We start from the raw sequence: 25,680 nt of genomic DNA on the forward strand, positions 1-25,680 counted from the left end.
GAGACTTGCGGTCGTGTTGACGACCTCCGCCTCGCTCCGGTTCACCGTGTGGACGAACACGATGCTGACCGGCGCCTGTGACCCCGACACCGCCGCGCTGAAGATCCTCGGTGACGACGTCGGTCATCACGTCGCGGGCCTGGCCGGTCATCCGGAGCCGGCGACGCTGCCGGTGGCGCTGAATCTGTTGCGCGCCGCGGGTACGACGCAGGCGCATCTCGCACTGCCGGTTCCCGGCGATCCGATCGGGCTGGCCGGGCCGCCCGCGTTCAACGAGGCCGCGCTCGAAACGGGTGAGGCCGTCGTACTGACCGGGCCGGAGATCGGGCTGGTTCCGTCGTACGTCGGTCCCGCGGTGCAGTGGACCGTGATGGCTGCCGCGAGCCCGATGCCGGCTGATTTCGGCGAGGCGGATCGTGGATTGCGGCTGGCGTTGATCGACGCGGCCGAGTCGCTCGCGGCGCTGGATGTCGCGCGCTGGAAGCCGGAGGTCGCGGACGCGCTGATCGACATTCGCAAGATCGGACGGGGTCGTGGCGACGACCTTGCCCCCGGCTACGAACCGCGGGCTGTGAAGGCTGCTGCGACGGCGCGGCGTTGTCTGGCGATTGCGGATGCGGCGCTCGAGGACGACGGGGCGGCGGTCACCGGAGCGGAGGCCGACGCGCGACGCCGAGCGCTGCTCGAACTGGCGGCCGCAGCACGACGGGCCCTGGTCGCAGCCTGCGCACCACCTATCCACGCCTGACGCACCACCATCGCGCCTCAGACATCCAGTGGTTGCGCTTGGGATCTGGACCAGTGGGCGGGACGGCATCTCATGTGGGTAGCGTTCGGGGTGCGATGACTGATCTTGGTGAGGTTGAGATCGCGGCGGCTGAGCGGCCGACGCTGCTGGTGACGTTGACGGGGACCGACCGGCCGGGGCTGACCTCGGCGGTGCTCGGGACGCTCGCAACCCGCGGGCTCGAGGTGATCGATGCCGAGCAGGTGGTGCTGCGGGGCCGGCTGGTGCTCGGCGTACTGCTGTCCGCGCCGCGCGATCACAAGGACCTGAAGGACGAACTGAAGGCTCTCGCCGACGTCCTCGACGTCGACATCTCGGTGAAGAAGGGTGTCGGCGACAACGAGCCGCGGCGCCAGGGCCGCAGCCAGGTGACGGTGATCGGGCACCCGTTGTCCGCCGCCGGCCTGGCCGCGATCGCCGGCCGGATCGCCGACACCGGTGCGAACATCGACCGGATCAGCCGCATGGCGCGGTACCCCGTGACCGCCATGGAGATCGCCGTCTCGGGCGCGGATCCGGAGGGGTTGCGGAAGGTGCTTGCCCAGGAAGGGGTCCGGCAGCGGCTCGACGTCGCGGTCCAGGACGGCGGGCTGTACCGGCGGGCCAAGCGGTTGATCGTGATGGACGTCGACTCGACCCTGATCCAGGGCGAGGTGATCGAGATGCTCGCGGCGCACGCGGGCCGGCTGGACGAGGTCGCCGCGGTCACCGAGCAGGCGATGCGGGGCGAGCTGGACTTCGCCGAGTCGTTGCGGCACCGGGTCGCGGCGCTCGAGGGACTGCCGGTGACCGCGCTCGACGAGGTGTTCGCCGCGATCGAGCTGGCGCCGGGTGCGCGGACCTTGGTCCGGACGCTGAAGCGGCTCGGGTACCAGTTCGCGATCGTCAGCGGTGGGTTCAGCCAGATCACCGACAAGCTCGCCGCCGACCTCGGTATCGACTACGCGAAGGCGAACGAGCTCGAGATCGCGGACGGCAGGCTCACCGGACGGGTCGTCGGCGAGATCGTCGACCGGGCGGGCAAGGCGACCGCGCTCCGTGAGTTCGCGCGGCGCGCCGGGACCCCGATCAGCCAGACGGTGGCGATCGGCGACGGCGCGAACGATCTCGACATGCTGGCCGCCGCCGGGCTCGGCGTCGCGTTCAACGCCAAGCCGGTCGTCCGGGCCGCCGCCGACACGCATCTGAGCGTCCCGTACCTCGACACGATCCTGTACCTGCTCGGCATCTCGCGCGAAGAAGTAGAAGCGGCCGACGCCGACAACCCGGCCTGACCCCAGGGCGCCAATACGATCCGTGATCGTGACCATCGAGCAACCCGTCGATCGCCGACCGAAGCTGGTCACCGTCACCGGTCCGAACCAGCCGATGGTCCCGTCGGCCGTGGTGAAGGCCTTCACGGACGAGGGTTTGACCCCGGCCGGAATCAACCACATGGCGGTCGGCGACCGGCTGATGTTCAGCCTGCAGGTCGAGGACGCCGCCGACCGGCTGCAAGGTGCCCTGGATCGCCTAGAGCTGGGACCGGACTTCACGGTCGTCGTCTCGGACGGCGACACCGCGAAAGACGTGCCGACGGACCGCAGTCGGGTGACCGTCTTCGGCGAACAGCTGAGCCCCGCGGGCGTCGCCGCGATCACCGGACAGCTCGCCGGCGCGGGTGGACAGTTCGAACGGATCGAGTCCCTCGCGGCCGACAATGCGGCGTACCAGCTCGATGTGTCGGGCGTGGACGCCAAGACGGTACGTCGGTTGCTGCGCGGACTGCCCGATCTGGAGGGGACCGATATCGCCGTCCAGCCGGGTGCACCGAGCGGGCGGCACCTGATCGTGCTGGACGTCGACCAGACGTTCATCCAGAACGAAGTGATCGAACTGCTGGCCGCCGAGGCGGGCACCGAGGACCGGGTCAAGGAAGTCACCGCGCGCGCGATGGCCGGCGAGCTCGACTTCGAGGAGTCCCTGCACGAGCGGGTCGCGCTGCTCGAAGGGCTGGACGAGGGCGCGTTCGACCGGGTCTACGACAAGATCCAGCTCACGCCGGGTGTCCCGATCATGGTGATGACGGCGCAGGAGGCCGGAGACGAGATCGGGTTGATCAGTGGCGGGTTCACGCAGATCACCGACCGGCTCGCGGACGAGTACGGCATCAAGCGGCAGTACACCGCCGCGAACACGCTGGAGGTTGTCGACGGCAAGCTCACCGGACGGGTGACCGGACCGGTGATCGACCGCGCGGCCAAGGCGACGAAGCTGCGCGAGTTCGCGGACCGGGCGAACATCCCGATGGACCGGACGATCGCGATCGGCGACGGCGCGAACGACCTGGACATGATCGACGCGGCCGCGGTCGGGATCGCCTTCCACGCCAAGCCGATCGTCCGGGACGCCGCACCCGCGACGATCACGCCGCGGGACATGCGGCCGGTGCTGTACATCCGCGGCATCCCGCAGAGCCGGCACGTGCAGCCGAGTTCCGCCGTACCGGCGGCCGACGGGGCGCGGGCACCCCAACAGCGGGCAGGCGGCGATCGGCGAGGACGCGACGTACCAGTTGGCCGGGGCACATAAACAGCCAGGTGTGACGAGGTGTTGACGCTGCGCCATGAGAGCGCTCACATTTGCCGCATGCGTACCCGCCCCTTTGTGATCGCACTGCTCGCGCCGTTGCTGGCCGTCGTACCACTCGCGTACGCCAGCGTGCCGCCACCCGCTACCGGGTGGACGACGGTGTGGAGCGACGACTTCGACGGGCCCAGCGGCACCTTGCCGTCGGGCTCCAACTGGATCATCGACACCGGGCACGGCTACCCGGGCGGCCCCGCGAACTGGGGTACCGGTGAGATCCAGAACTACACCAACAGCCCGGACAACCTCGCTCTCGACGGCGCCGGCAACCTGAAGATCACGCCGCGCCGCGACAGCGCCGGCAACTGGACGTCGGCCCGGATCGAGAGCCAGCGCAGCAACTTCAAGCCGCCGTCCGGTGGGGTGCTGGCGATCGAGAGCCGCATCCAGATGCCGAACGTGACGGGTGACGCCGCGCTCGGCTACTGGCCCGCGTTCTGGGCCCTCGGTTCGCCGTACCGCGGCAACTATTGGAACTGGCCGGGCACCGGCGAGTTCGACATCATGGAGAACGTCAACGGGATCAACTCGGTCTGGGGCGTGTTGCACTGCGGCGTGAACCCCGGCGGCCCGTGCAACGAGACCACCGGCCTCGGCGCGAACCGTGCCTGTCCCGGCTCGACCTGCCAGTCCGGTTTCCACACGTACCGCTTCGAGTGGGACACGTCGGTCTCGCCGAACCAGCTCCGGTGGTACGTCGACGGTCAGCAGTTCCACGTCCTCAGTCAGAGCCAGTTCCCGGCCGACACCTGGTCGAACATGACCTCACACGCCGGGTACTTCGTCCTGCTGAACCTGGCGATCGGTGGCGCGTTCCCGGACGCGCTCAACGGTCCGACCCCGCGCGCGTCGACGGTGCCGGGCCATCCGATGGTCGTCGACTACGTGGCGGTGTCGACGAAGGGCGGCGGTACGACGACTCCCCCGCCAGGCAGCACGTCGGCGTACAGCACGTTGCAGGCGGAGTCGTACGGCCAGCAGTCGGGCGTGGGCCTGGAGACCACGACCGACACCGGCGGCGGCCAGAACCTGAAGCAGGTCGGCAACGGTGACTGGGCGCTCTACCGCGGCATCAACTTCGGCAGTACGGCGGCCACGCAGTTCGTGGCCCGGGTCGCCTCCGGGGCCGCGGGTGGGGTCAGCGGGCTGGTCGAAGTACGGCTGGACAGCCGGAGCAACGCGCCGATCGGCAGCTTCGCGATCGGCAACACCGGCGGCTGGCAGTCGTGGCGCACCGTTCCCGCCAACATGTCGGCGGTGACCGGAACGCACGACGTCTACATCACCTTCACCAGTGGCCAACCGGCGGACTTCGTCAACCTCAACTGGTTCACCTTCGGCCACTGACCGCCGTACCGCCGGAAGGTGTTGGCTCTCACTCGCCGTGGTGCGTCGGTGGCGCTCATCGAGGTCCCCGACCCGGTGCCGCTGCCGCATGAAGCGCTCGTGCGAGTCAACACCTTCCCTGTCCTGCACCGCGATCTCGTCGACCTCCCCGACCAGCCCGCGCGTACTCCGCTCGGTCAGGACTTCGCCGGCACACTCGAGCAATACCCGGCCGTCATCGAGCCGACAGCGAAGCTCAGCGCCGTCCTGACCGCTCGGGTCATCGGCACGGTCCCGCGCGGCGCCTGGGCCGAACTCGTCGCGGTCCCGGACACCCGGCTCGCAGGGCTCCCGGACAACGTCGGTGACGTCCAGGGCTGTGTCCTCCCGACCGCCGGACTCGCCGCTTGGCGAGCGCTCGAGCTCGGCGGATTCCTGGTCGGCAAACAGGTCCTCGTCACTGGTGCTCGCGGTGCCGTCGGGCGGATCGCCTGCCAACTGGCCGCGCTCGCGGGTGCCCACGTGACCGCGTTCGTGCGGCCGGGTGAGCGGCGGCCGCGCAGTTACCGCCCGCTGCACCACATCCCCGGCGCCGAGATCGTCACGGAGTTCCTGCCGGGTCGGTTCGACCTCGTCATCGAGACCGTCGGCGGCGACGTCCTCGGTGAGGCGATCGAGTACGTCGAGCCGCGCGGACTGCTCGTCTCCGTCGCGACACCCGACCCGCACGGCCGCGTCCGGTTCCGCACCCGGCGCGCCGATCGGTCCGCCGGCGTACGGCTGCAGTTCCTCGACGATCTCGATGACGTGACCCCTCACGACACGCTGCACAGCGAACTCGCGCGGCTCGTCGAACTCGTCCAGAACCTCAGGCTGGACGTCGGTGTCGAGGTCGAGCGACCGTGGCAGGACGCGGCGGAGGTGGTCGCGGACGTGCTCGCGCACCGGATCAAGGGGCGGGCCGTTCTGCGGGTCGGGGCGACCGGATTGCGGTCCGAGCAGGGGTAAGCACCTATCCTTCGGCTTATGTCTGAACTGCAGGGTGGGCCGGGGGCCCTGTTCGCGATCGGTGGCGCCGAGGACAAGCTGAAGAAGCGGACGGTGCTGCAGGAGTTCGTCGACGCCGCCGGCGGCTCCAAGGCGCGGATCGTGGTCGTCCCCACGGCGTCCTCGCTCGGGCCCGACGTCATCGACGTGTACCGCGCGCTGTTCGCCGCGCTCGGTGCCGAGAGCGTGGTCGGCGTCCGCCCGGAGAACCGGGAGGACGCGGACGACCCGGCGTTCATCGCCCCGCTGAACGACGCGACCGGGATCTTCATGACCGGTGGCAACCAGCTCAAGCTCGCCGGTGTCGTCACCGGTACGGCGTTCGGTCGCGCGGTCACCGCCGCGCACTCCCGGGGCGCGGCCGTCGGCGGTACGTCGGCCGGCGCCAGCATCCTGGCCGAGCACATGATCGCCTTCGGCCGTTCCGGCGCGACCCCGCGGCAGCGGATGAGCCAGCTGTCCGGTGGTCTCGGCCTGGTCCAGGGCGCGATCGTCGACCAGCACTTCGCCCAGCGGAACCGGTACGGCCGCCTGCTGTCGCTCGTCGCGCAGTCCCCCGGCCTCCTCGGGATCGGCGTCGACGAGGACACTGCGGCAGTCGTCCGTGGCAGTCACCTGGAGGTCGTCGGTCGTGGCGCCGTGACGATCTTCGACGGCAGCCGGATCACCTCGAACGCGCACTATGCGAAACGCTCGGAGCCGATCCTCGCGTCCGGTGTCGTCCTGCACGTGCTGCCGGCCACCGCGACGTTCGACCTGCAGAACCGGGTGCTGCTGTCGTACGGTCCGCAGCCGCCCGCCGAGGAGATCGCCGAGATGGCGGCCGCCGAAGCGGATCTGCGCAAGCTGGCCAGGGAAATCGCCGCCGAAGGGGTGTCACCGAGGTACTACGCGGAGCGGAAGCGGCGGGAGGGTCGTCGTACCAAGACGAATAAATCTGCCGCTGTCGGGGAATCCAGACCGGAGGCGACCGAGCCGATCACGGCCGGCGCCGACCCCGATCTCCCCGACCGCACGCGACCAGAACAGTGACCCCCAACGGATGACCGACTCCCACGGCACGCCCTCCCCCGACCTGAAGATCATCGAGACCCGCGTCTACCGCGGCCCCAACGTCTGGAGCTACGACCCGGCGATCCACCTGGTCGTCGACCTCGGCTCGCTGGAGAACTTCCCGTCGAACACGATCCCCGGCTTCACCGAGCGGTTGCTCGAGGACCTGCCGCGGCTCGACCAGCACCACTGCTCGCGCGGCCGCCGCGGCGGGTTCATCGAGCGCCTGCACGAAGGCACCTGGCTCGGCCACATCGCCGAGCACGTCGCGCTGCAGCTCCAGCAGGAGGCCGGCCACGACATGCGGCGCGGCAAGACGCGACAGGTCAAGGGCTCGCCCGGCGTCTACAACATCACCTACGCGTACGCCGACGAGTCGGTCGGTCTCGCCGCGGGTGAGCTCGCCGTCCGGTTCGTGAACCAGCTCGTCCAGCCGGATCCGCAGTTCGACTTCACGACCGAGCTGGAGCGGTTCATCAAGCAGGCCGAGCGGACCGCGTTCGGGCCGTCGACGCAGGCAATCGTGGACGAGGCGGTGTCCCGGGACATCCCGTGGATCCGGCTGAACAAGGCCAGCCTGGTGCAGCTCGGCCAGGGCGTGCACGCGAAGCGGATCCGGGCCACGATGACGTCCGAGACCGGGTCGATCGCGGTGGACGTCGCGAGCGACAAGGACCTGACCACGCGGCTGCTCGCCTCGGCCGGTCTGCCGGTGCCGCGGTCGGAGTCGATCCGCACCGTCGAGGAGGCCGTCAGCGTCGCGAACAAGATCGGCTACCCGGTTGTCTGCAAGCCGCTGGACGGCAACCACGGGCGTGGCGTCTGCCTGAACCTGCTGGACGCCGACGCGGTCCGGGAGGCGTTCCCGATCGCCGCCGAGCAGTCCCGGCGCGGGTACGTGATCGTGGAGAACTTCGTCACCGGCAAGGACTACCGGTGCCTGATCATCAACGGCCGGATGGAGGCGATCGCCGAACGCGTGCCCGCGCACGTGGTCGGCGACGGCCTCCACACCGTCGCCGAACTGGTCGACATCACCAACGCCGACCCGCGCCGCGGTGTCGGCCACGAGAAGATCCTGACCCGGATCACGATCAACAACGCGGCCCGGGCGCTGGTCCGCGACCAGGGGTTCGAGCTGGACGACGTACCGCCGGAGGACGAGATGGTGAAGCTGACGCTCACCGGCAACATGTCCACCGGTGGGATCTCCATCGACCGGACCTGGGAGGCGCACCCGGAGAACGTCGAGATCGCCGAGGAGGCGGCCCGGATGATCGGGCTCGACATCGCCGGCATCGACTTCATCTGCCCGGACATCACCCAGCCGGTGCGCGAGACCGGCGGCGCGATCTGCGAGGTGAACGCGGCGCCCGGGTTCCGGATGCACACCAACCCGACGATCGGCGAACCGCAGTACATCGCGAAGCCGGTCGTCGACATGCTGTTCCCGCCGGGCGCGACCAGCCGGATCCCGATCGTCGCGGTAACCGGGACGAACGGCAAGACCACCACGGCGCGGATGATCAGCCACGTGTTCAAGGGCCTCGGCCGCAAGGTCGGGATGACGTCGACCGACGGCATCGTGATCGACGAGCGGCTGGTGATCCGCCAGGACGCGTCCGGCCCGAAGTCCGCGCGGATGGTGCTGCAGAACCCGCGCGTCGACTTCGCGGTGTTCGAGGTGGCCCGTGGCGGGATCCTGCGCGAGGGGCTCGGGTACGAGCGCAACGACGTCGCCGTCGTCCTGAACGTCCAGCCGGATCACCTCGGCCTGCGCGGGATCGACACGCTGGAGCAGCTCGCCGACGTCAAGGCGGTGCTGGTCGAGGCGGTTCCGCGGACGGGGTACGCCGTACTGAACGCCGACGACCCGCTGGTGCGCAAGATGCGGCGGAAGTGTTCGGGGCAGGTCGTGTGGTTCAGCATGGCCGAGCCGGGCAGCGAGGTCCGCGACTACATCGAGGGGCACTGCCGGCGCGGTGGTCGCGCTGTCGTCCTGGAGCGGTCGGATCTCGGCGACATGATCGTGGTGAAGCACGGGCGGCGGTCGATGCAGCTCGCGTGGACACACTTGCTGCCGGCGACGTTCGGCGGGCGGGCGATGATGAACGTGCAGAACGCGATGGCGGCCGCCGCCGCGGCGTTCGCGGCCGGCGCGCCGCTGCACGACATCCGGCAGGGCCTGCGGACGTTCAGTACGTCGTACTACCTGTCCCCCGGGCGGTTGAACGAGATCGACGTCGACGGGCGGAGCGTGATCGTCGACTACTGCCACAACGCGCCGGCGATGCGGATGCTCGGCGACTTCGTGGACCGGATCGGCGAGAGCCTGAGCGCGTCGTCGGAGGTCGGGCGGCCGTCGCGGATCGGTGTGGTCGCGACCGCGGGCGACCGGCGCGACGACGACATCCGCGAGCTCGGTGAGGTCGCGGCCCAGCACTTCGACGTGGTCGTCGTCCGCGAGGACGTCCGGTTGCGTGGGCGCAAGCGCGGCGAGTCGGCGGAGCTGGTGGTGGCCGGTGTGAAGGCCGCGATGGACAACGGTGCGCGGTGCCGCCGGGTGGACGTGGTCCTCGACGAGCTGGACGCCGTACGGTCCGCGCTGGAGCTGTCGAACCCGGGTGATCTCGTCGTGCTCTGCGTCGACCAGCACCAGCAGGTACTGGCCGAGCTCGAGTCGGTGTCGCACCTGGCCCAGGCCGGCGCCCGGTCGGGCGACGAGGGCGGCGACCCGGACTTCGTCAAGCCCGACGAAGAGATCACAGAAGAGGCTGCCCGGGAACTTGCCTAGGGCAAGCCTCGTTGCCCGTTGCGTGAAGACGAAGTTGCTGACGGCCGCGCTCGTCGCGGCCCTGCCGATCCTGGTGTCCGCCTGCGGTTCCAACGAACCCAAGCCTGCTGTGCAGGAAGCCGTGACAACTCCAGGCATCCTGATCGAGGACGCCTGGGTACGGTCGACCGCCGGTACGAAGGACACCACGATGACGGCCGCGTTCCTGTCGCTGACCAACCCCGGCACCACGGACGTGAAGTTGACCTCGGCAACTTCTCCGGCCGCCGGTGTGGTCCAGCTGCACGAGATGGCGATGCAGGGCGGCAAGATGGTGATGCGCGAGAAGGCCAGCGGGATCACGGTCCCGGCCGGCTCGCACACGCACCTCTCCCCCGGCGGCGACCACATCATGTTGATGTCCCTCAAGCAGGCGCTCGCGCCCGGTGACGAAGTACCGCTGACGCTCAAGTTCTCCGACAACACGACGCACGACCTGAAGGTGCCGGTGAAGGCCTTCACCGAGGAGGAAGAGCACTACCACCCCACCCCGACGAGCAAGTGACCAGTAGACGGCAGTTCTTCGGGTACGCCGGGGCTGCGGCCGCCGGTGCCGCAGCAACCGGCGGTGTTGTTGCTCTGAGCACCGACGGCAGCAAGGAGCAGCCGGTCTCGCGGACGATCTCGCCGTACGGCGACCATCAGCCGGGGATCGCCCGCGCTGCGTCGGCGGCGAATGAACTGGTGGCGTTCAAGCTCGGGACGGATCGCGCCGGGCTCGGGCGGTTGCTGCGGTTGTGGAGCAGCGACATCGTCGCGCTCGCCGACGGGCGGGCGGCGCCCGGTGACACCGCGCCCGAGCTCGCGGTGGCGAACAAGGGCCTGACCGTGACAGTCGGCTTCGGCCCGCGGGTGTTCACGCTGACCGGACAGAAGCCGATCGGCCTGGACGACCTCCCCGTGATGCGGCACGACCGGCTGCAGCCCGCCTGGTCCGGCGGGGACCTCCTCGTGATGGTCGCTGCCGACGACTCGGTGAGCGTGGTGCACGCCGTACGGCGGCTGATCGCGGACGCCAAGCCCTTCGCGACCCCGGTCTGGCGTCAGACCGGCTTCTGGGACGGCACGGGCGCCGACGGCAAGCCCGTCACCGGGCGCAACCTCTTCGGCCAGGTCGACGGCACCGGCAACCCCACCTTCGGTACGCCGGAATTCGATCAGACCGTCTGGTCGAGCGACGGCCCCGACTGGTTCCGCGGCGGCACGATGCTCGTCGTCCGCCGGATCCGGATGAACCTCGACACCTGGGACGAGCTGACCCGCTCCGAACAGGAACGCGCCGTCGGCCGCAAACTCGCCACCGGCGCGCCTCTCACCGGCACCGCCGAGCACGACGAGCTCGACCTCGAGGCCCGCGACGCCGACGGCCGCCCGGTGATCGCGCAGAACGCCCACGCCCGCCTCTCGCACCATTCCGAGAACGACGGCCGCCGGATCTTCCGCAAGGGCCTGAACTACGTCCAGGACACCGGCGCCACCCGCGAGTCCGGCCTGGTCTTCCTGAGCCACCAGGCGAGCATCTCCGGCCAGTTCCTCCCCCTGCTGACCCGCCTGGACGCCGCCGACGCATTGAACGAGTGGACCACCACCATCGGCTCGGCCGTCTTCGCCCTGCCGCCCGGCTTCCAGCCCGGCGGCTGGCTGGGCCAGAAACTTCTCGGCTGACCTGTCACCCTGCGACGCTGTTCAAGGCGTTCAAGGGGCATGAGGGGATGCCGATGAGACCGGACGACGACTTCGACGACTTCGTGCGGGCGCGATGGACCGCGACCGCGCGGCTCGCCTACGCGCTCACCTTGGACCATCAGAAGGCCGAGGACCTGGCGCAGGAGGCGTTCACGAAGCTGTGGTTCCACTGGCGCAAGCTGAAGGGCGGCAGCCCGGAGGGGTACCTGCGCAAGATCGTCACCACCACGTTCCTGTCCGGTCGGCGCCGGCGCTGGAGCGGCGGTTCGACACCCCTGATGAGCTGGCCGAGCTGGCCGAAGGAGGGATCCGATGACCGACGACCTCAGCACCAAGTTCGCCGTACTGACCGAGGACCGGCCCGAACCCGCGGACCCCGCGGGCGCGATCCGGCGGCGGATCAAGCGCCGTCGGCAGCGTCGCCGGACCGTGGCCGCGTCCGTGACCGCAGTGGTCGCGACGGCCGCCGTCGTGGTGACCAGTTCGGTCCTCGGCCAACTGCACTCGGCCGAGCCGGGCGTGGCGACCTCTCCCACCGCGACGCCCAGCACGAGGAGCACCACGCTCGAGTACACCTACACCCGGCTCCCCGAGCCCTGGTCCGAGGAGGCAGCGTTCACGAAACAGCCGGAGTCGCTCAAGTACGCGCCGGCCTTCTACGTGACCCGCGGCAGCATCCCGAACGAGAGCTGGGCCGTCGCGGCCTACAACCGCAACAAGTCCTGCCTGATCGTGACCGACGAGGGCCCGGCGAAGAGCTTCGGTGGAGCCAACGGTTGCGTCGCGGACTGGCCGTCGCGTCAGGGCGTCCGTTACCAGACGACACCGGCGAACGTGCCGAACCTCGGGTCACCGGCCGAGCTGACCCTGATCATGGGTGCGGTGTCCGTCGATGCCCGCAAGGTGCGGATCACCGCAGGCAGCAAGAGCTACACCGCTGAGGCGGTCGGCACACCGGTCACCACCGAGTTCCGGTTCTTCGCGCTCGTCTTCCCCGCCGGCGAGTCCGACATCACCGCGGTCACCGCGACGAGCTAGGAGGCAGGCTGACGACGCGGGAGGATCCGGCGACGCGGGTCCTCCTGGTCGATCCAGTCGAGGTCGTCGGACAGTACTGCGTCGTTCGAGCGGTCGGCGTACGGGTCCGGCGGGGGCGGCGGTGGCGGCAGGGCGCGCAGCTTGAGCGCGGTCATCGGGATCGCGAGCAGTACGCCGACCACCAGCCACGGCCAGTACTCGCGCAGCATCGGCTCGAAGGACTGGAAGAACGCCTCGGTGGACGCGTCGCCGACCGCGTCCATCGTCTTGCCGGACGAGTTGCTGACCAGCCGGACCGACTCGACCACACCGAACGACACCAGGTAGAAGCCGATCAGCGGGAGCCACGACCCGACCGAGCGCCACCCGCGCTTCCAGCAGGCGACGTACAGCAGCAGCGCGAGACCGGCACCGACGAGCAGCCCGTTGAGCTGCCACAGCCAGCGCCACTCGGTCAGCTGTTCGGCCGGGCGGAGCGCCGTCCAGGCGACCGGCAGCGCCAGCGCGAACGCCGCGACCACCGAACTCTTGGTGCCCAGGGCACCGAAGAACCCGCCGAGAGCGCTTGCCACCAGCAACGTGATCAGCAGGTTCCGGTCGGCGAACGAGTTCCCGCTCAGCCACCACAGACCCCCGGCGACTACCAGCACCAGCGGTACGGCGATCCGGATCCGCGCGACCAGCAACCCGGCGAGCACGCCACCCGCGAAGCCGCCGAGCAGCACCAAGTCGACCCGGGGCGGCACGAACATCGTCGTACCCTCCGGCAACCCCTTCAGGTACGTCGCGGAGAAGCCGCCCACGAACCAGGCGACCACCGCGGCCGGGACCGACCACAGGTAGCGCATCGCAACCCCGTTCCCGCCCCAACCGGTCCGTGCTGGGGGCGGACGGGGCTAGTGCTGGGCTTTCTCGACCTTGCTCTTCAAGGTCTCCGGTGTGTCGACAGTAGCTCCCTCGGACCGCAACCAGGCGTCAAGACTCGCCCGATGCTGCAGAGACATCACCGCCACCACGTCCCCGGCCCGCGCCTCGGCGGCGAGCGCCTGCGCCGCCGCCGTCTCGGTCGGATACGCCGGTACGTCGTCCACGCCGACCGACGCGGCTCCCGCCCGGAACACCGCCTCGAGCTCCTCCGGCGGCCGCCCGCGCAAGTAGTCGTCCTTGTGCCCGATCGCGATCCGGTCGGTCGCCCGCGCACCCATCGCACCGAGCGCCGCGACCATGTCGTCGGAGCGGTCACCGGGCGAGCCGAGCGCGAGCATCAGCCGGCCACCCTCCGGCCGGACACCGTTCATGATCTCGAGCAGCGCTTCCAGCCCGGCCTCGTTGTGGGCGAGGTCGATGACGACGGTGAAGTCGCGCAGCGAGTACATGTTCATCCGGCCGGGGTTGTTCTCGTTCGGGGCGAACGTGCTCAGCCCCTCGATCACCGCCGCCCGCGGCAGCCCGAGCCCGAGCGCCGCCGACGCCGCGGCCAGCGTGTTCTCCACGTTGTAGTGCGACAGCCCGGACAGCGTCATCGGTACGTCGACGACCTTGAGCAGCGGCTCCGGGTCGCGAGAGTTGTCGAGCACCGTGACGAACCCGTCGAGCACGGTCGTCGCCCGGCCGCCCGCGTCCAGCACGGTCCGGATCGACGGCGAGTCGGGGTCCCGCGAGAACACCCAGCACTTGGCCGGCGAACCGAGCCGCATCGCGAACGTCCGCGGGTCGTCGCCGTTCACCACGCACCAGCCGCGCGGGCGGGTGATCTGGGTGATGACCGCCTTCACCTCGGCGAGCTGGTCGATGGTGTCGATCCCGCCCAGACCGAGGTGGTCCGCGCTGACGTTGGTGACCACCGAGACGTCGTTGTACGCGACGCCGATGCCGCGGCGCAGGATCCCGCCGCGGGCGGTCTCGGTCACCGCGAGCTCGATCCCGGGCTGGGACAGCACCTGTCCCGCGCCGCTCGGACCCGAGAAGTCGCCGTACTTCACCAGCTCGCCGTCGAAGTACACGCCGTCGGTGCTGGACCAGCCGACGTGCAGGCCGGCGGCGCGGCCGATGTGCGCGATCATCCGCGACGTCGTGGTCTTGCCGTTCGTGCCGGTGACCGCGACGACCGGCACCTTCGGCCGGATCGTCGGCGGCGGGTTGCCGGGCGGTTCGTCCCGCACCCGTTCGCCCACAGCCGTGAACAGCCCGGACAGGTCCTCGGACCCGAACGCGTCCAGGACCTCGACGATCGCCGCGCCGAGCGCCCGCGCCCGGCCCTCGTGCGCCCACGGGAACGCCACTACGAGCCGCCGTACGTCGGCCTCGGGGCGCACCCGGACGCCGATTCGTCCGATCCCCGCCTCGCGCGCGATCCGGCGTACGACGTGACCCGCGACCCGGATCGCGAAACGCTGCCGGAATCCGGACCCGATCCGGCCCGGGCGCGTGCTGCCGAGACCGATCGCCTGCGCGTACGCCTTCGCCGCCGGGGAGGGGGCGTCCACGAGCGCCGACACGTCGAGGGTCAGCTTGACCGCGGCGCGGCTGAAGTAGAGGTTGGCTCCGTCCAGGACGCGGAGCTCGACGAGAGAAGTGGCCACTACGCTCCCATCGCGTGGTAGCCACCGTCGACGTGCACGATCTCGCCGGTGGTCGCGGGGAAGAAGTCACTGAGCAGGCCGACGATCGTACGGCCGGTCGGCTCCAGGTCGGACGGGTCCCAGCCCAGCGGGGCGCGGTCCAGCCACGGCTCCTCGAACTTCTCGAAGCCCGGGATCGCCTTCGCGGCCAGCGTCTTCAGCGGACCGGCCGACACCAGGTTGCAGCGGATCCCCTGCGCGCCGAGATCGCGCGCCAGGTACCGGTTGGTGGACTCCAGGGCCGCCTTGGCGACCCCCATCCAGTCGTACCCGGGCCAGGCGACGGTCGCGTCGAACGTCATCCCGACGACGCTGCCACCGCGGCCCATCAGCGGCGCGCAGGTGACGGCCAGCGCCTTCAGGCTGTACGCCGACACGTGCACCGCCTGCGCCACATCGTCCCACGGCCCGTCCAGGAACTTGCCGCCGAGGATCGTCTCCGGGTTGCCGTAGGCGATCGAGTGCACGACGCCGTCGAGCCCGTCGACGTGCTCGCGGACGGCATCCGGGAGCGCGGCCAGGTGCTCGGCGTTCGTGACGTCGAGCTCCAGCACCGGCGGCTCGGTCGGCAGCCGCTTCGCGATCCGCTTGGTGATGCTCAGCGCACGGCCGAAGTTGGAGATCAGCACGGTCGCACCCTGCTCCTGCGCCACTTTCGCGGTCGCGAAACCGATCGAGGAGTCGAGCGTGACGCCCGCGACCAGGATGCGTTTGCCGTCGAGGATGCCCACCGGCATGCCCTTTCTCGTCGAGATGAGTTAGTTGCCCATGCCGATGCCGCCGTCGACCGGGATCACCGCACCGGTGATGTACCCGGCCTCCTCCGACGACAACCAGCGGACCGCGTTCGCGATCTCCTCGCTGAGCCCGAAGCGGCCGAGCGGGATCTGGCTCAGGTACTGCTTCTGGGTGTCTTCCGGCAGCACCGCGGTCATGTCGGTCTCGACGAACCCGGGGGCGACCACGTTCGCGGTGATGCCCCGGCTGCCGAGCTCGCGCGCGATCGACCGGGCCATCCCGATCAGGCCGGACTTGCTGGCCGCGTAGTTCACCTGGCCCGGCGAGCCCAGCAGGCCGACCACCGAGGAGATGAACACGATCCGGCCCTTGCGCAACCGCAGCATGCCCTTCGCGGCGCGCCGGGCGACCCGGAACGAGCCGGTCAGGTTGGTCTGCAGCACCGTGTCCCAGTCGTCGTCGGACATCCGCAGCAGCAGGGTGTCGCGGGTGATGCCGGCGTTGGCCACCAGCACCTCGACCGGGCCCTGCTGCTCCTGGACGGTCTCGAAGGCAGCGTCGACCTGCTCCTGGTCGGTGATGTCGCACTTGACCGCCAGGAAACCCTCCGGCGGCGGGCTGGAGTTGTAGGTCACGGCGACCTGGTCACCGGCCTCCTTGAACGCCGTGGCGATCGCCAGCCCGATCCCCCGGTTGCCTCCGGTCACCAGCACAGACCTGCCCACAAGCCCTCCTCACGTCGTCGGTCGGAGGAACGCTATCCCACTGGGGCCGGAGGTTCGGAGTCAGGAGTCTTCGAGGCGGAAGCCCACCTTCATACCCACCTGGTAGTGGTCGATCTCGTTGTCGACGAGGTGGCCGCGGATCTCGGTGACCTCGAACCAGTCGAGGTGCCGCAGGGTCTCGCCGGCCCGGGCGAGGCCGTTGGTGATGGCCTGGTTCACGCCCTCTTTCGAGGTGCCGACGATCTCGGTGACGCGGTAGGTGCGATCGGTCATTGCGACGTTCCTCTCCATCCAGCTGCGCGCGGGCGGACGACGCGGCGTACCGTTGTTCTTGCTGAGGAGGATAGATGTCAAGACGCCATGAGCGGAGTGGCGAGCACGTCGTTTCGGTGACGAGCGCGCAGCCGGGGCGGTCCGAGGACCTGGACAGCCGGATCGTTCGCTACGCGTGGATGATGTCGATCCGGATCGTGTGCTTCGTCCTCGCGGTCCTGACCCCGTCGCCGTGGCGCTGGCTGTTCGTCGTCGGCGCGATCGCCCTGCCGTACTTCGCGGTGGTGCTGGCGAACGCCCATCGGTCGACGACGGAGCCCGCCGCGGACCCCTATGTGGCGCCCGCGCGGCCCGCGATCGGGGAGCGTCCGACGGTCGTCGTACCTGCCGAGGAAGAGGCTCGTCAGGAGCCCCGTGACGACCTTCGGACCGACACCGAAAAGTGATCTGGGCCGGGACTGGAAAACTTGTGCTGATCCGTGTCAGAATCTCCCGCGTGCTCTGAAGTTCACGAGTGGAATTCAGAGACTTGATGCGGCGTCGGACGGCTCCCCCCGTGGCTGTCCGACGTCGCTTCATTTTGTCCGGGCCTTTGATTACTTGAGGCATCAGGAATGCAGAGGAATGGATGACTGAACACGCCTCACCGGCCGTCTGCTCGGCCAACGGCTGCGGCAACGCCGCCACCTGGTCCCTGCTGTGGAACAACCCGAAGATCCACACCCCGGACCGGCGGAAGACCTGGCTCGCCTGCGACGAACACAAGGAGAGCTTGTCCGACTTCCTCGGCCGGCGGTCATTCCTGCGCGAGGTCGAACCATTCACGGGGTGAATGCGCGACACCGAAAAAGTACATTTCCGGATTGGGCCGGTATCGCAACCGGTATCACTACAGCTATCGCGACAGGTTTCGCGACCTGTTCGGCCTCAGCCGCCGATCGCTGACATCGGCCGCGCCGGTTGCAGGAAGCTCGGGTCGTTGATGCCGTGACCCGGCAGTTTGTTCCGCATCGCGCGCCGCCAGCGGCCGGCCAGTTCGGCGTCGTCGGCCCCGTCCCGCAGCGCGCTCCGCAGGTCGGACTCGGTGCGCGCGAACAGGCAGTCCCGGATCTGGCCGTCGGCGGTCAGCCGGACCCGGTCGCAGTCACCGCAGAACGGCCGGGTGACCGACGCGATGATGCCGACTGTCTGCGGACCGCCGTCGATCAGGAACGACTCGGCCGGGGCGCTCCCGCGTTTCGAGGCGTCATCCGGGGTGAGCGCGAACCGGGCGCCGAGTTTGTCGAGGATCTCATCGGCGGTGACCATCGTCGACCGGTCCCAGCCGTGTTGCGCGTCCAGCGGCATCTGCTCGATGATCCGCAGTTCGTACCCGCGCTCGAGGCAGAACTCCAGCAATTGCGGCGCTTGCTCGTCGTTCACGCCGCGCATGAGGACCGCGTTCACCTTGACCGGCGTGAGACCGGCGTCGTGGGCGGCCTCGAGTCCGGCGATCACGTCCTTCAACCGGTCCCGGCGGGTGAGCCGCTGGAAGGTCTCCTGGTCGACCGTGTCGAGGCTCACATTCACCCGATCCAGGCCGGCCTCCTTCAGGGCCCCGGCCTGCCGGGAGAGTCCGATCCCGTTGGTGGTCAGCGACACCTCCGGGCGGGGCGCGAGGGCCGTCGTACGGGCGACGATGCCGACCAGACCGCGGCGCAGCAGCGGTTCGCCGCCGGTGAAGCGGATCTCGTTCACACCGAGGTGGGTGACGGCCACCGAGACCAGGCGGACCACCTCGTCGTCGGTGAGCAGCTCGGGCTTGGCGAGCCAGTCGAGGCCCTCCTCCGGCATGCAGTACGTGCAGCGCAGATTGCAGCGGTCGGTGAGCGAGACGCGGAGGTCCGTGGCGACCCGGCCGTAGCGGTCCGCCAGCCCCGTCGCCGTGACTTCCTCGATCGCCGTCATCCCCTCAGCGTACGTGCCGCGCGTCGGGCATTTCAGGGTATGGCTTAAGTTCGAGACGTGGTCCGCTTGATGAATGTCCGCTGGGTAGCCGCCGCGCTGGGAGTCCTCGTGCTCGCCGCCGTGTGCGTGCAGCTCGGTCGCTGGCAGTTCCACCGCCTCGACGAGCGCAAAGCGCGGAACGAGGTCACCAGGTCCAACCTGGCCGCCGCGCCCGCGCCGATCGACCAGATCGTCGGGCCGCAGGGCGTCGTCGGTGACCAGCACGCCTGGCGCACGGCGGTCGTCAAAGGCCGGTACGACGCCTCGAAGCAGGTGATCCTCAAATACCGCAACGTCGAGGACAAACCCGGGTTCGAGATCGTCACGCCACTGATCCTGGCCGACGGGAAGGCGGTCCTGGTCGACCGCGGGTTCCTGGCGCGGCAGAGTTCCGAGCTGATGCCGACGCACGTTCCCGCCGTACCGACGGGTGAGGTCACGGTCACCGGCCGCCTGCAGCGCAGCGAACGCGGCGGCCACACCAACGGCGGCACCCCGGACGACGGTACGGCGCGACTCATCAACGGGCCTGACTTCGCGAAGGTCCTCGGGCTGAACCTGTACGACGGGTACCTGACCGTCGACAAGCAGGAGCCGGCCAACGACGCCGCGTTCAGCGGCTTCCCGGGGCCGGAGATCGATGATGGTCCACACTTCTTCTACGCCCTGCAGTGGTTCTTCTTCGCCCTGCTGGCCATCGGTGGGCTCGTCTACTTCTCCCGACAGGAGGCGCGCGTTGGCAAGTCCGCGAAGCAGGAACCAGAAGCCGCCGACCGGCCGCAGGCCCACGCCGGAACGCCGGATTGAGGACTATGCGCTGATCGGTGACCTGCAGACCGCCGCACTGGTGTCGAAGCAGGGATCGATCGACTGGCTGTGCTTCCCGCGCTTCGACTCGCCGGCCTGCTTCGCGGCGCTGCTCGGCAGCGACGACAACGGGCACTGGCGGATCGCACCCCGGGCCGCGGACGCGGTCAGCAACCGCCGGTACCGAGGCAACACGATGGTCCTGGAGACCGAGTGGACGACGCCCGGCGGAACGGTCCGGGTGATCGACTTCATGCCACCACGGGATGCCGCACCGGACGTCGTACGGATCGTCGAGGGTGTCAGCGGGTCCGTGGATCTGCGCTCCGAGCTGAAGCTGCGGTTCGACTACGGTCACGTGGTCCCGTGGGTACGGCGCTCTGATGGTCAGGTGGACGCGATCGCGGGTCCGGACGCGGTGTCGTTGCGGTCCGACGTGCACCAGTACGGGCGCGACCTCACGACGTACTCGGACTTCCGGGTCTCGGAGGGCGACCGGGCCTGGTTCGTGCTGACCTGGCATCCGTCGCACCACCCGGTGCCGGAGCCGACGGACGCGCTCGGGTCGCTGGAGCCGACCGAGTCGTTCTGGACGGAATGGGTCGCGCGCAGCACCAGCTCGATCACCGTCGGCGAGGAGGTCACCCGCTCGGTGCTGACGCTGAAGGCGCTCACCTATGCGCCCTCGGGTGGCATCGTCGCGGCGCCGACCACGTCGCTGCCGGAGATGCTCGGTGGCGCCCGGAACTGGGACTACCGGTACTGCTGGTTGCGTGACGCAACGATGACGCTCTCCGCGATGCTGCGCTGCGGGTACAGCGACGAGGCGCACGCCTGGCGGGACTGGCTGCTGCGCGCGATCGCGGGCTCGCCGGAGGACCTGCAGATCATGTACGGCGTGACCGGTGAACGCCGGCTCCCCGAGTTCGAGGCCCCCTGGCTGCCGGGGTTCGCGGACTCGGCACCGGTGCGAGTCGGGAACGCGGCCGCGGAGCAGCTGCAGATCGACGTGTACGGCGAGGTGATGGACGTCCTCGCGCTCGCCAGGGAGGCCCAGATCGGGGCGACTGATGAGGCGTGGGAGGTGCAGCACGCTCTGATGCGGCACCTCGACGAGGTGTGGGACCAGCCCGACGAAGGGATCTGGGAGGTCCGCGGCGGGCGGCAGCACTTCACCTACTCGAAGGTGATGGCGTGGGTGGCGTTCGACCGGGCTGCACGGGCGGTCGAGCGGTTCGGGCTGCGCGGGCCCGCGAAACAGTGGCGCGCGCGGGCGGACGAGATCCATCGAGCGGTCCTCGAGCAGGCGTACGACGCGGAGCGGAACACGTTCACCCAGGCGTACGGGAGCAAGGCGCTCGATGCCGCCGTATTGCTGATCCCGCAGGTCGGGTTCCTGCCGGCCGACGATCCGCGGGTGGTCGGGACCGTGGACGCCGTCCAGCGCGAATTGGCCGCGGACGGGCTGGTCCGCCGGTATCTGGCCGACCACACCGACGACGGGCTGACCGATGGCGAGGGGACGTTCCTGATCTGCTCGTTCTGGCTGGCCGACGCGCTGGCGATGACCGGGCGGGTCGGCGAGGCCCGGGACCTGTACGACAAGCTCGTTGCCCTCCGCAACGACGTCGGACTGCTCGCGGAGGAGTACGACGTGACCACGGGCCGGATGCTCGGGAACTTCCCGCAGGCGTTCTCGCACCTCGGTCTGGTGAACACCGCGTGGCACCTGACCACCGCCGAGTCACCATTACGGCGCTCGGCGTACTAGGAATCGCCCCGCCTGGGAATCGACGCCGCCGGCCCGGGTTCTTGCCATCGGCCACGAACTGTCGAGGTGCGCTCCGGGGTGCGGTGCGGCAGGATGGTGACGTGGACCTCGGACTGCGCGATCGCACCTACATCGTCACCGGCGCCAGCGCCGGACTCGGCTTCGCCACCGCGAAGGCCCTTGCCGCCGAAGGCGCGCGGCTGGTGATCTCCAGCCGCAACGAGGAGTCGATCGCGCGGGCCGCCGCCGAGCTCGGCCCGAACGTCGTCGGGATCCCGGTCGACAACGCCGAGCCGGACAGCGCGGAACGGCTGGCGGCGACCGCGGTCGCGAAGTGGGGCGAGCTGCACGGCGCCCTGATCAGCGTCGGCGGTCCCCGGCCCGGCACCGCGCTGGACACCGACGAGGAGGACTGGCGGGCGGCCTTCGACAGCGTGTTCCTCGGCGGGCTGCGGATCGCGCGCGCCGTCGCGCGGACCGGCGCGGAGGGTACGTCGATCGCCTTCGTGCTGTCGTCGTCGGTGAAGTCCCCGATCAACGGGCTGGCGATCTCGAACGGTCTCCGCCCCGGCCTGGCGATGGTCGCGAAGACGCTCGCCGACGAGCTCGGCCCGAACGGCATCCGGGTGAACGGCCTGATGCCGGGCCGGATCGCCACCGACCGCCTGAAGGAGCTCGACGGCAAGGGCGGCGACCCGGACGCGGCCCGGCGGGCCTCCGAGAAGACCATCCCGCTGCGCCGCTACGGTGACCCCGACGAGTTCGGGCGGGTCGCCGCCTTCGTCCTCTCCCCCGCCGCCTCCTACCTGACCGGCACGATCATCCCGATCGACGGCGGCGCACTCCGAACCATCTGACCGTGAGCGGCGGACCGCCAGGCCATCACAATCCGGTTCTCCCCGCGAGAGTCACGCTTAGCGCGGCGCTTCACCGGCGATTGTGATGGCCTGCAGATCCGCACTCACCCCCACTGGCCCGGTACGTAATCGCCGGCCGGCTGCTGGGTGATGATGTTGATGCGGTTCCAGGTGTTGATACCGGCGATCGCGATGACCAGGGCGGCCGCCTGGTCGTCGTCGTAGTACTTGGTGACGTTCAGCCACACGTCGTCGGGGACGCCCCCGGCGGCGTCGGCGATCCGGGTGCCGGCTTCGGCGAGGGCCAGCGCGGCGCGTTCGGCGTCGGTGTAGACGGTCGCCTCGCGCCAGGTCCCGACGAGGTTGATGCGGACCGCACTCTCGCCGTGGTGTGCGAGATCCTTCGAATGCATGTCCACGCAGACCGCGCAGCCGTTGATCTGGCTGACCCGCAGGTCGATCAGCTCGATGGTGCTGAGCGGAATACCGGCGTCCAGCGCGACCCGCGCCCCCGCGTTGAGGTGCTTGATGAACTTGCCGATCACCGGGTTGGTGAACAGGTTCAGACGAGCGTCCATAAGGGTGTCTCTCCTAGCGAGTGAACGTGTTGACACCCCACCCGACGAGACAGGCTCACGAAGTGTCAGTCCGGGATCCTGTTGCCCTGTTCGTCCCAGTGCTCGGCCACCTTCTTGCTCGGTTGCACGCGCGGCGGCTCCCCCGGCATCTTCGGATAGTCCGGCGGGAAGTTCAGCTCGCCGCCGGGCAGGTCCTCCCACAGCCGCAGCAACACGTCGAGCGAGTACGACGTCTCGTCCATGTCCGCCCACGGGTCGCCGTCGGCGAGGTACTCCGGAACCGTGTGCAGGTTGAACGCCCGCGGATCGTCGACCTCGGCCAGCCGCTCCCAGGTCAGCGGAGTACTCACCGGGGCTCCCGGTCGCGGCCGCAGCGACCAGGCGCCGGCGACCGTCCGGTCACGCAGGTTCTGGTTGAAGTCCAGGAAGATGGACGCGTCGCCGCGCTCCTCCTTCCACCAGGCCGTGGTGACGCCGTCGTCGCGCCGCTCGAGCTCCCGCCCCAGGCCGATCGCGGCGTGCCGGACCTCGTCGAAGGACCACTCCGGCCGGATCCGCACGTAGATGTGGATCCCCCGGTTGCCGCTCGTCTTCGGGTATCCGCGCAGCCCCAGCTCTTCGAGCAGTTCCCGAGCGACGCCGGCCACCCGCCGGGCATCCGCGAAGGTCGCGCCGGGCTGTGGATCGAGGTCGATGCGCAGCTCGTCCGGACGGTCGAGATCGCCCTTCCGCACCGCCCACGGGTGGAACGTCAGCGTGCCCATCTGGGCCGCCCACACCACGGACGCGATCTCGGTCAGGCACAGCTCGTCGATCGGCCGGTTGTTCGGCGTCAGCACGCGGCAGGTCTCGAGCCAGTCCGGCGCGCCCTTCGGCAGCCGTTTCGAGTAGAACCCGTCACCCGTCTGGCGGCCGACCGCGTCCACCGACAGCGTCATCCCCTCGCGCCATCCGCCGGGCCAGCGCTCCAGCGCGACCGGGCGGTCGCCGGAGGCGTGCATGAACGCCGACCGCACCGCGATGAAGTACTCGCACACCTGAAGCTTCGTGACCTCCGGAGCCCAGTCGGTCGCCTCGTACACGATCCGCTCGGGGCTGGAGACCCGGACCTCCCGGTCCCCCGCGGTGACGACCACCGCCGTGCTCTTCGCCATCCCGTGACGGTATCGCCCCGGACCGACCAATTCCGTCGGCCACAGGGCGGAAAGGCAAGTTTTCTCGACCCCTGGCCACGCCACGTGACCGAGCGGTAACGTTCCAGCACCTCGTTCCTGGGGCGTGAGGCCCCCGGGACACCTGACAAGGAGCGCGAGGATGAACAGATCCGCCCTGTTCGCCGCTGCGACTGCAGTGGCGACCACCACCGCCCTCGGACTGACCAGCGCCACGACTGCCACCGGTGCTCCGGCGGCGTCACCTGTCCCCACTCCCGCTGCGGCCGTCGCCGACGCCAAGGCAGCGGTCAGCAAGAACCTGACCGCACTGCGGGCCACCACGGCCGACGCGTTCGTGGTCAAGGACGTGATCGTCGACAAGGACGGCAGCAGCCATGTCCGGATGGACCGCACCATCGGCGGCCTCCAGGTCCTCGGCGGCGACGTCGTCGTCCACCAGGCCAAGGACGGCGCCTTCAAGAGCGCCAGCCTGACCCTGAGCCGGAGCGCGAACGTCGCCCGTACGCCGAAGGTCAGCGTCGCGACCGCGACGTCCAAGGCGCTCACCAAAGGCCTGAAGACCAAGGGCAAGCCGAGTCTGGTGATCGAGGCTCGCAAGGGTGCACCCCGGCTGGCCTACCTGGTCACCACGGCCGGCACCCAGGTCGACGGTACGCCGAGCCGCGTCACCACCACGATCGACGCCCTGACCGGTGCGAAGCTGGTCAGTGAGCAGCACATCGAGACCGCGACCGGTGACGGCAAGAGCCTGTACTCCGGCACCGTGCCGCTCCAGACGAGCACGGCGACCGGCGGCTTCACGCTGACCGACGCGACCCGCGGGAACGGCTTCACCGCCGACGCGAACAACAAGACCGATTCGATCCTGTGCCAGCTGTTCCAGCTCGGCTGCCCGACGCCGACGAAGTTCGTCGACGCCGACAACCACTGGGGTTCCGGCAGCAACGCGGACCGGGCGACGGCGGCCGTCGACGCGCACTACGGCGCCGCGACCACGTTCGACTACTACAAGTTCGTGCACGGCCGGAACGGCATCTTCGGCGACGGCAAGGGCGTCCCGAGCCGCGTCCACTACGGCTCGAACTACGTGAACGCCTTCTGGGATGGCAAGCAGATGACGTACGGCGACGGCGACAACGTGGCTGCCGGTCCGCTCGTCTCGCTCGACGTGGCCGGCCACGAAATGTCCCACGGCGTCACCGAGCACACCGCGAACCTCACGTACTCCGGTGAGTCCGGTGGCCTGAACGAGGCGACCAGCGACATCTTCGGCACGATGGTCGAGTTCTACGCGAACAACACCTCCGACCCCGGTGACTACTACATCGGCGAGAAGATCATGAAGGACCGCCAGGCGCTGCGCTTCATGGACAAGCCGAGCCGGGACGGTACGTCGCCGGACTGCTACTCCTCCGATGTCGGCAACCTGGACGTGCACTACTCGTCCGCGATCGCGAACCACTTCGCCTACCTGCTCGCCGAGGGCACCGGCGCGAAGACGATCGGCGGTCTGCCGCACAACTCGCCGACCTGCAACGGCTCGACGCTCACCGGCATCGGCCACGACAAGCTCGGCAAGATCTGGTTCCGCGCGCTGACGACGTACATGACCAGCGGTACGACGTACGCGCAGGCCCGGACCGCGACGCTGAGCGCGGCCACCGACCTGTACGGCGCGAGCAGTGCCGAGCGGGCGGCGGTCGCCGCGGCCTGGTCCGCGGTCAGCGTGAACTGACGCTCTAGAAGGGTTC

At 69.7% G+C, this 25,680-nt stretch carries 24 protein-coding genes and 1 pseudogene; 17 read left to right on the plus strand and 8 right to left on the minus strand.

From position 1 onward, the window contains the following. Nucleotides 1-13: 13 nt before the first annotated feature. The 11 genes and pseudogenes from AC0662_RS09980 to AC0662_RS10030 all read left to right on the plus strand — a co-directional run bounded on the left by AC0662_RS09980 (nucleotide 14) and on the right by AC0662_RS10030 (nucleotide 12,398). Nucleotides 14-748, plus strand: coding sequence for a hypothetical protein (locus tag AC0662_RS09980; protein WP_452203559.1), 735 nt, complete (start codon nucleotides 14-16; stop codon nucleotides 746-748). 95 nt (nucleotides 749-843) lie between these two features. Continuing rightward, nucleotides 844-2,061, plus strand: coding sequence for a phosphoserine phosphatase SerB (gene serB, locus AC0662_RS09985; protein WP_452203558.1), 1,218 nt, complete (start codon nucleotides 844-846; stop codon nucleotides 2,059-2,061). Between the two features lie 28 nt (nucleotides 2,062-2,089). Next, entirely contained in the window at nucleotides 2,090-3,358 is a 1,269-nt protein-coding gene (serB, locus tag AC0662_RS09990; protein ID WP_478299756.1) for a phosphoserine phosphatase SerB, read from the plus strand. A 57-nt stretch (nucleotides 3,359-3,415) separates the two neighbouring features. Next, nucleotides 3,416-4,762: a glycoside hydrolase family 16 protein gene (locus AC0662_RS09995; protein ID WP_478299758.1), complete on the plus strand. Its 1,347-nt coding sequence runs from the start codon at nucleotides 3,416-3,418 to the stop codon at nucleotides 4,760-4,762. 48 nt (nucleotides 4,763-4,810) lie between these two features. Then, the gene (locus AC0662_RS10000) at nucleotides 4,811-5,749 is read left to right on the plus strand and encodes a zinc-binding dehydrogenase (RefSeq protein WP_478299760.1); all 939 of its coding nucleotides are present in this window, start codon (nucleotides 4,811-4,813) and stop codon (nucleotides 5,747-5,749) included. A gap of 18 nt (nucleotides 5,750-5,767) precedes the next feature. Continuing rightward, nucleotides 5,768-6,820, plus strand: a complete 1,053-nt coding sequence (locus AC0662_RS10005; RefSeq protein WP_478299762.1) for a cyanophycinase — start codon at nucleotides 5,768-5,770, stop codon at nucleotides 6,818-6,820. 10 nt (nucleotides 6,821-6,830) lie between these two features. After that, entirely contained in the window at nucleotides 6,831-9,635 is a 2,805-nt protein-coding gene (gene cphA, locus AC0662_RS10010; RefSeq protein WP_478299764.1) for a cyanophycin synthetase, read from the plus strand. 22 nt (nucleotides 9,636-9,657) lie between these two features. Then, a complete protein-coding gene (locus AC0662_RS10015; protein ID WP_478299766.1) occupies nucleotides 9,658-10,179 on the plus strand; it encodes a copper chaperone PCu(A)C in 522 nt (173 codons plus the stop codon). After that, complete coding sequence (locus AC0662_RS10020) at nucleotides 10,176-11,339, plus strand: Dyp-type peroxidase (RefSeq protein WP_478299768.1); 1,164 nt, start codon at nucleotides 10,176-10,178, stop codon at nucleotides 11,337-11,339. Before AC0662_RS10015 ends, AC0662_RS10020 begins: the two co-directional genes overlap by 4 nt. A 53-nt stretch (nucleotides 11,340-11,392) precedes the next feature. Continuing rightward, nucleotides 11,393-11,605: pseudogene (locus tag AC0662_RS10025) on the plus strand (sigma factor); the annotation flags it as partial. Nucleotides 11,606-11,672: 67 nt separating this feature from the next. Next, complete coding sequence (locus AC0662_RS10030) at nucleotides 11,673-12,398, plus strand: hypothetical protein (RefSeq protein ID WP_478300224.1); 726 nt, start codon at nucleotides 11,673-11,675, stop codon at nucleotides 12,396-12,398. Here the strand turns inward: AC0662_RS10030 and AC0662_RS10035 are convergent. Genes AC0662_RS10035 through AC0662_RS10055 form a run of 5 tightly spaced genes read right to left on the minus strand, consistent with a single transcriptional unit; the run spans nucleotide 12,395 to nucleotide 16,755 of the window. After that, nucleotides 12,395-13,246, minus strand: a complete 852-nt coding sequence (locus tag AC0662_RS10035; protein ID WP_478299770.1) for a hypothetical protein — start codon at nucleotides 13,244-13,246, stop codon at nucleotides 12,395-12,397. The genes AC0662_RS10030 and AC0662_RS10035 overlap by 4 nt on opposite strands. Before the next feature lie 48 nt (nucleotides 13,247-13,294). Then, nucleotides 13,295-14,980 carry a Mur ligase family protein gene (locus AC0662_RS10040; protein ID WP_478299772.1) on the minus strand — a complete coding sequence of 562 codons (1,686 nt, stop codon included), beginning with the start codon at nucleotides 14,978-14,980 and terminating at the stop codon, nucleotides 13,295-13,297. Beyond that, nucleotides 14,980-15,756 (minus strand): enoyl-ACP reductase FabI, encoded by a 777-nt coding sequence (fabI, locus tag AC0662_RS10045; RefSeq protein WP_452203546.1) that lies wholly within the window; start codon nucleotides 15,754-15,756, stop codon nucleotides 14,980-14,982. The genes AC0662_RS10040 and fabI overlap by 1 nt, the downstream gene beginning before the upstream one ends. 21 nt (nucleotides 15,757-15,777) lie before the next feature. Further along, the gene (gene fabG / locus AC0662_RS10050) at nucleotides 15,778-16,482 is read right to left on the minus strand and encodes a 3-oxoacyl-[acyl-carrier-protein] reductase (protein ID WP_452203545.1); all 705 of its coding nucleotides are present in this window, start codon (nucleotides 16,480-16,482) and stop codon (nucleotides 15,778-15,780) included. 60 nt (nucleotides 16,483-16,542) lie between these two features. After that, nucleotides 16,543-16,755, minus strand: coding sequence for a dodecin (locus tag AC0662_RS10055; protein WP_452203544.1), 213 nt, complete (start codon nucleotides 16,753-16,755; stop codon nucleotides 16,543-16,545). A gap of 74 nt (nucleotides 16,756-16,829) precedes the next feature. On the opposite strand from AC0662_RS10055, the gene AC0662_RS10060 reads away from it, so the two are divergent. After that, complete coding sequence (locus AC0662_RS10060; RefSeq protein ID WP_452203543.1) at nucleotides 16,830-17,201, plus strand: DUF3099 domain-containing protein; 372 nt, start codon at nucleotides 16,830-16,832, stop codon at nucleotides 17,199-17,201. A gap of 182 nt (nucleotides 17,202-17,383) precedes the next feature. Next, entirely contained in the window at nucleotides 17,384-17,587 is a 204-nt protein-coding gene (locus tag AC0662_RS10065; RefSeq protein WP_452203542.1) for a hypothetical protein, read from the plus strand. 95 nt (nucleotides 17,588-17,682) lie between these two features. On the opposite strand, the gene moaA is transcribed toward AC0662_RS10065, so the two are convergent. Continuing rightward, entirely contained in the window at nucleotides 17,683-18,702 is a 1,020-nt protein-coding gene (gene moaA / locus AC0662_RS10070) for a GTP 3',8-cyclase MoaA (RefSeq protein ID WP_478299775.1), read from the minus strand. 69 nt (nucleotides 18,703-18,771) lie between these two features. On the opposite strand from moaA, the gene AC0662_RS10075 reads away from it, so the two are divergent. From AC0662_RS10075 to AC0662_RS10085, 3 genes are all read left to right on the plus strand, one after another. Further along, on the plus strand, nucleotides 18,772-19,548 hold the full coding sequence (locus tag AC0662_RS10075; protein ID WP_478299777.1) for an SURF1 family cytochrome oxidase biogenesis protein: 777 nt from the start codon (nucleotides 18,772-18,774) through the stop codon (nucleotides 19,546-19,548). Further along, nucleotides 19,478-21,319 carry a glycoside hydrolase family 15 protein gene (locus AC0662_RS10080; RefSeq protein ID WP_478299779.1) on the plus strand — a complete coding sequence of 614 codons (1,842 nt, stop codon included), beginning with the start codon at nucleotides 19,478-19,480 and terminating at the stop codon, nucleotides 21,317-21,319. The genes AC0662_RS10075 and AC0662_RS10080 overlap by 71 nt, the downstream gene beginning before the upstream one ends. A 101-nt stretch (nucleotides 21,320-21,420) precedes the next feature. Next, nucleotides 21,421-22,176 (plus strand): SDR family oxidoreductase, encoded by a 756-nt coding sequence (locus tag AC0662_RS10085; protein ID WP_452203538.1) that lies wholly within the window; start codon nucleotides 21,421-21,423, stop codon nucleotides 22,174-22,176. A 104-nt stretch (nucleotides 22,177-22,280) separates the two neighbouring features. Here the strand turns inward: AC0662_RS10085 and AC0662_RS10090 are convergent, their stop codons facing one another. After that, the gene (locus AC0662_RS10090; RefSeq protein ID WP_478299781.1) at nucleotides 22,281-22,754 is read right to left on the minus strand and encodes a carboxymuconolactone decarboxylase family protein; all 474 of its coding nucleotides are present in this window, start codon (nucleotides 22,752-22,754) and stop codon (nucleotides 22,281-22,283) included. Nucleotides 22,755-22,819: 65 nt separating this feature from the next. Continuing rightward, complete coding sequence (locus AC0662_RS10095) at nucleotides 22,820-23,908, minus strand: DNA polymerase domain-containing protein (RefSeq protein ID WP_452203536.1); 1,089 nt, start codon at nucleotides 23,906-23,908, stop codon at nucleotides 22,820-22,822. A 160-nt stretch (nucleotides 23,909-24,068) separates the two neighbouring features. Between AC0662_RS10095 and AC0662_RS10100 the strand changes: the two genes are divergently transcribed. Continuing rightward, nucleotides 24,069-25,664: a M4 family metallopeptidase gene (locus AC0662_RS10100; RefSeq protein ID WP_452203535.1), complete on the plus strand. Its 1,596-nt coding sequence runs from the start codon at nucleotides 24,069-24,071 to the stop codon at nucleotides 25,662-25,664. The last annotated feature ends 16 nt before the right edge of the window (nucleotides 25,665-25,680 follow it).

This window comes from Kribbella sp. NPDC043289, assembly GCF_056436705.1.

Bases quoted from the DNA above. Each gene is read 5' to 3' on its own strand.
- AC0662_RS10095 (WP_452203536.1), bottom strand. From the start codon at position 23,908: ATGGCGAAGAGCACGGCGGTGGTCGTCACCGCGGGGGACCGGGAGGTC.
- serB (WP_452203558.1), top strand. From the start codon at position 844: ATGACTGATCTTGGTGAGGTTGAGATCGCGGCGGCTGAGCGGCCGACG.
- AC0662_RS10030 (WP_478300224.1), top strand. From the start codon at position 11,673: ATGACCGACGACCTCAGCACCAAGTTCGCCGTACTGACCGAGGACCGG.
- cphA (WP_478299764.1), top strand. From the start codon at position 6,831: ATGACCGACTCCCACGGCACGCCCTCCCCCGACCTGAAGATCATCGAG.
- AC0662_RS10060 (WP_452203543.1), top strand. From the start codon at position 16,830: ATGTCAAGACGCCATGAGCGGAGTGGCGAGCACGTCGTTTCGGTGACG.
- AC0662_RS09995 (WP_478299758.1), top strand. From the start codon at position 3,416: ATGCGTACCCGCCCCTTTGTGATCGCACTGCTCGCGCCGTTGCTGGCC.
- moaA (WP_478299775.1), bottom strand. From the start codon at position 18,702: ATGACGGCGATCGAGGAAGTCACGGCGACGGGGCTGGCGGACCGCTAC.
- fabI (WP_452203546.1), bottom strand. From the start codon at position 15,756: ATGCCGGTGGGCATCCTCGACGGCAAACGCATCCTGGTCGCGGGCGTC.
- AC0662_RS10075 (WP_478299777.1), top strand. From the start codon at position 18,772: ATGAATGTCCGCTGGGTAGCCGCCGCGCTGGGAGTCCTCGTGCTCGCC.
- AC0662_RS10055 (WP_452203544.1), bottom strand. From the start codon at position 16,755: ATGACCGATCGCACCTACCGCGTCACCGAGATCGTCGGCACCTCGAAA.
- AC0662_RS10090 (WP_478299781.1), bottom strand. From the start codon at position 22,754: ATGGACGCTCGTCTGAACCTGTTCACCAACCCGGTGATCGGCAAGTTC.
- AC0662_RS10065 (WP_452203542.1), top strand. From the start codon at position 17,384: ATGACTGAACACGCCTCACCGGCCGTCTGCTCGGCCAACGGCTGCGGC.
- AC0662_RS10035 (WP_478299770.1), bottom strand. From the start codon at position 13,246: ATGCGCTACCTGTGGTCGGTCCCGGCCGCGGTGGTCGCCTGGTTCGTG.
- AC0662_RS10005 (WP_478299762.1), top strand. From the start codon at position 5,768: ATGTCTGAACTGCAGGGTGGGCCGGGGGCCCTGTTCGCGATCGGTGGC.
- AC0662_RS10100 (WP_452203535.1), top strand. From the start codon at position 24,069: ATGAACAGATCCGCCCTGTTCGCCGCTGCGACTGCAGTGGCGACCACC.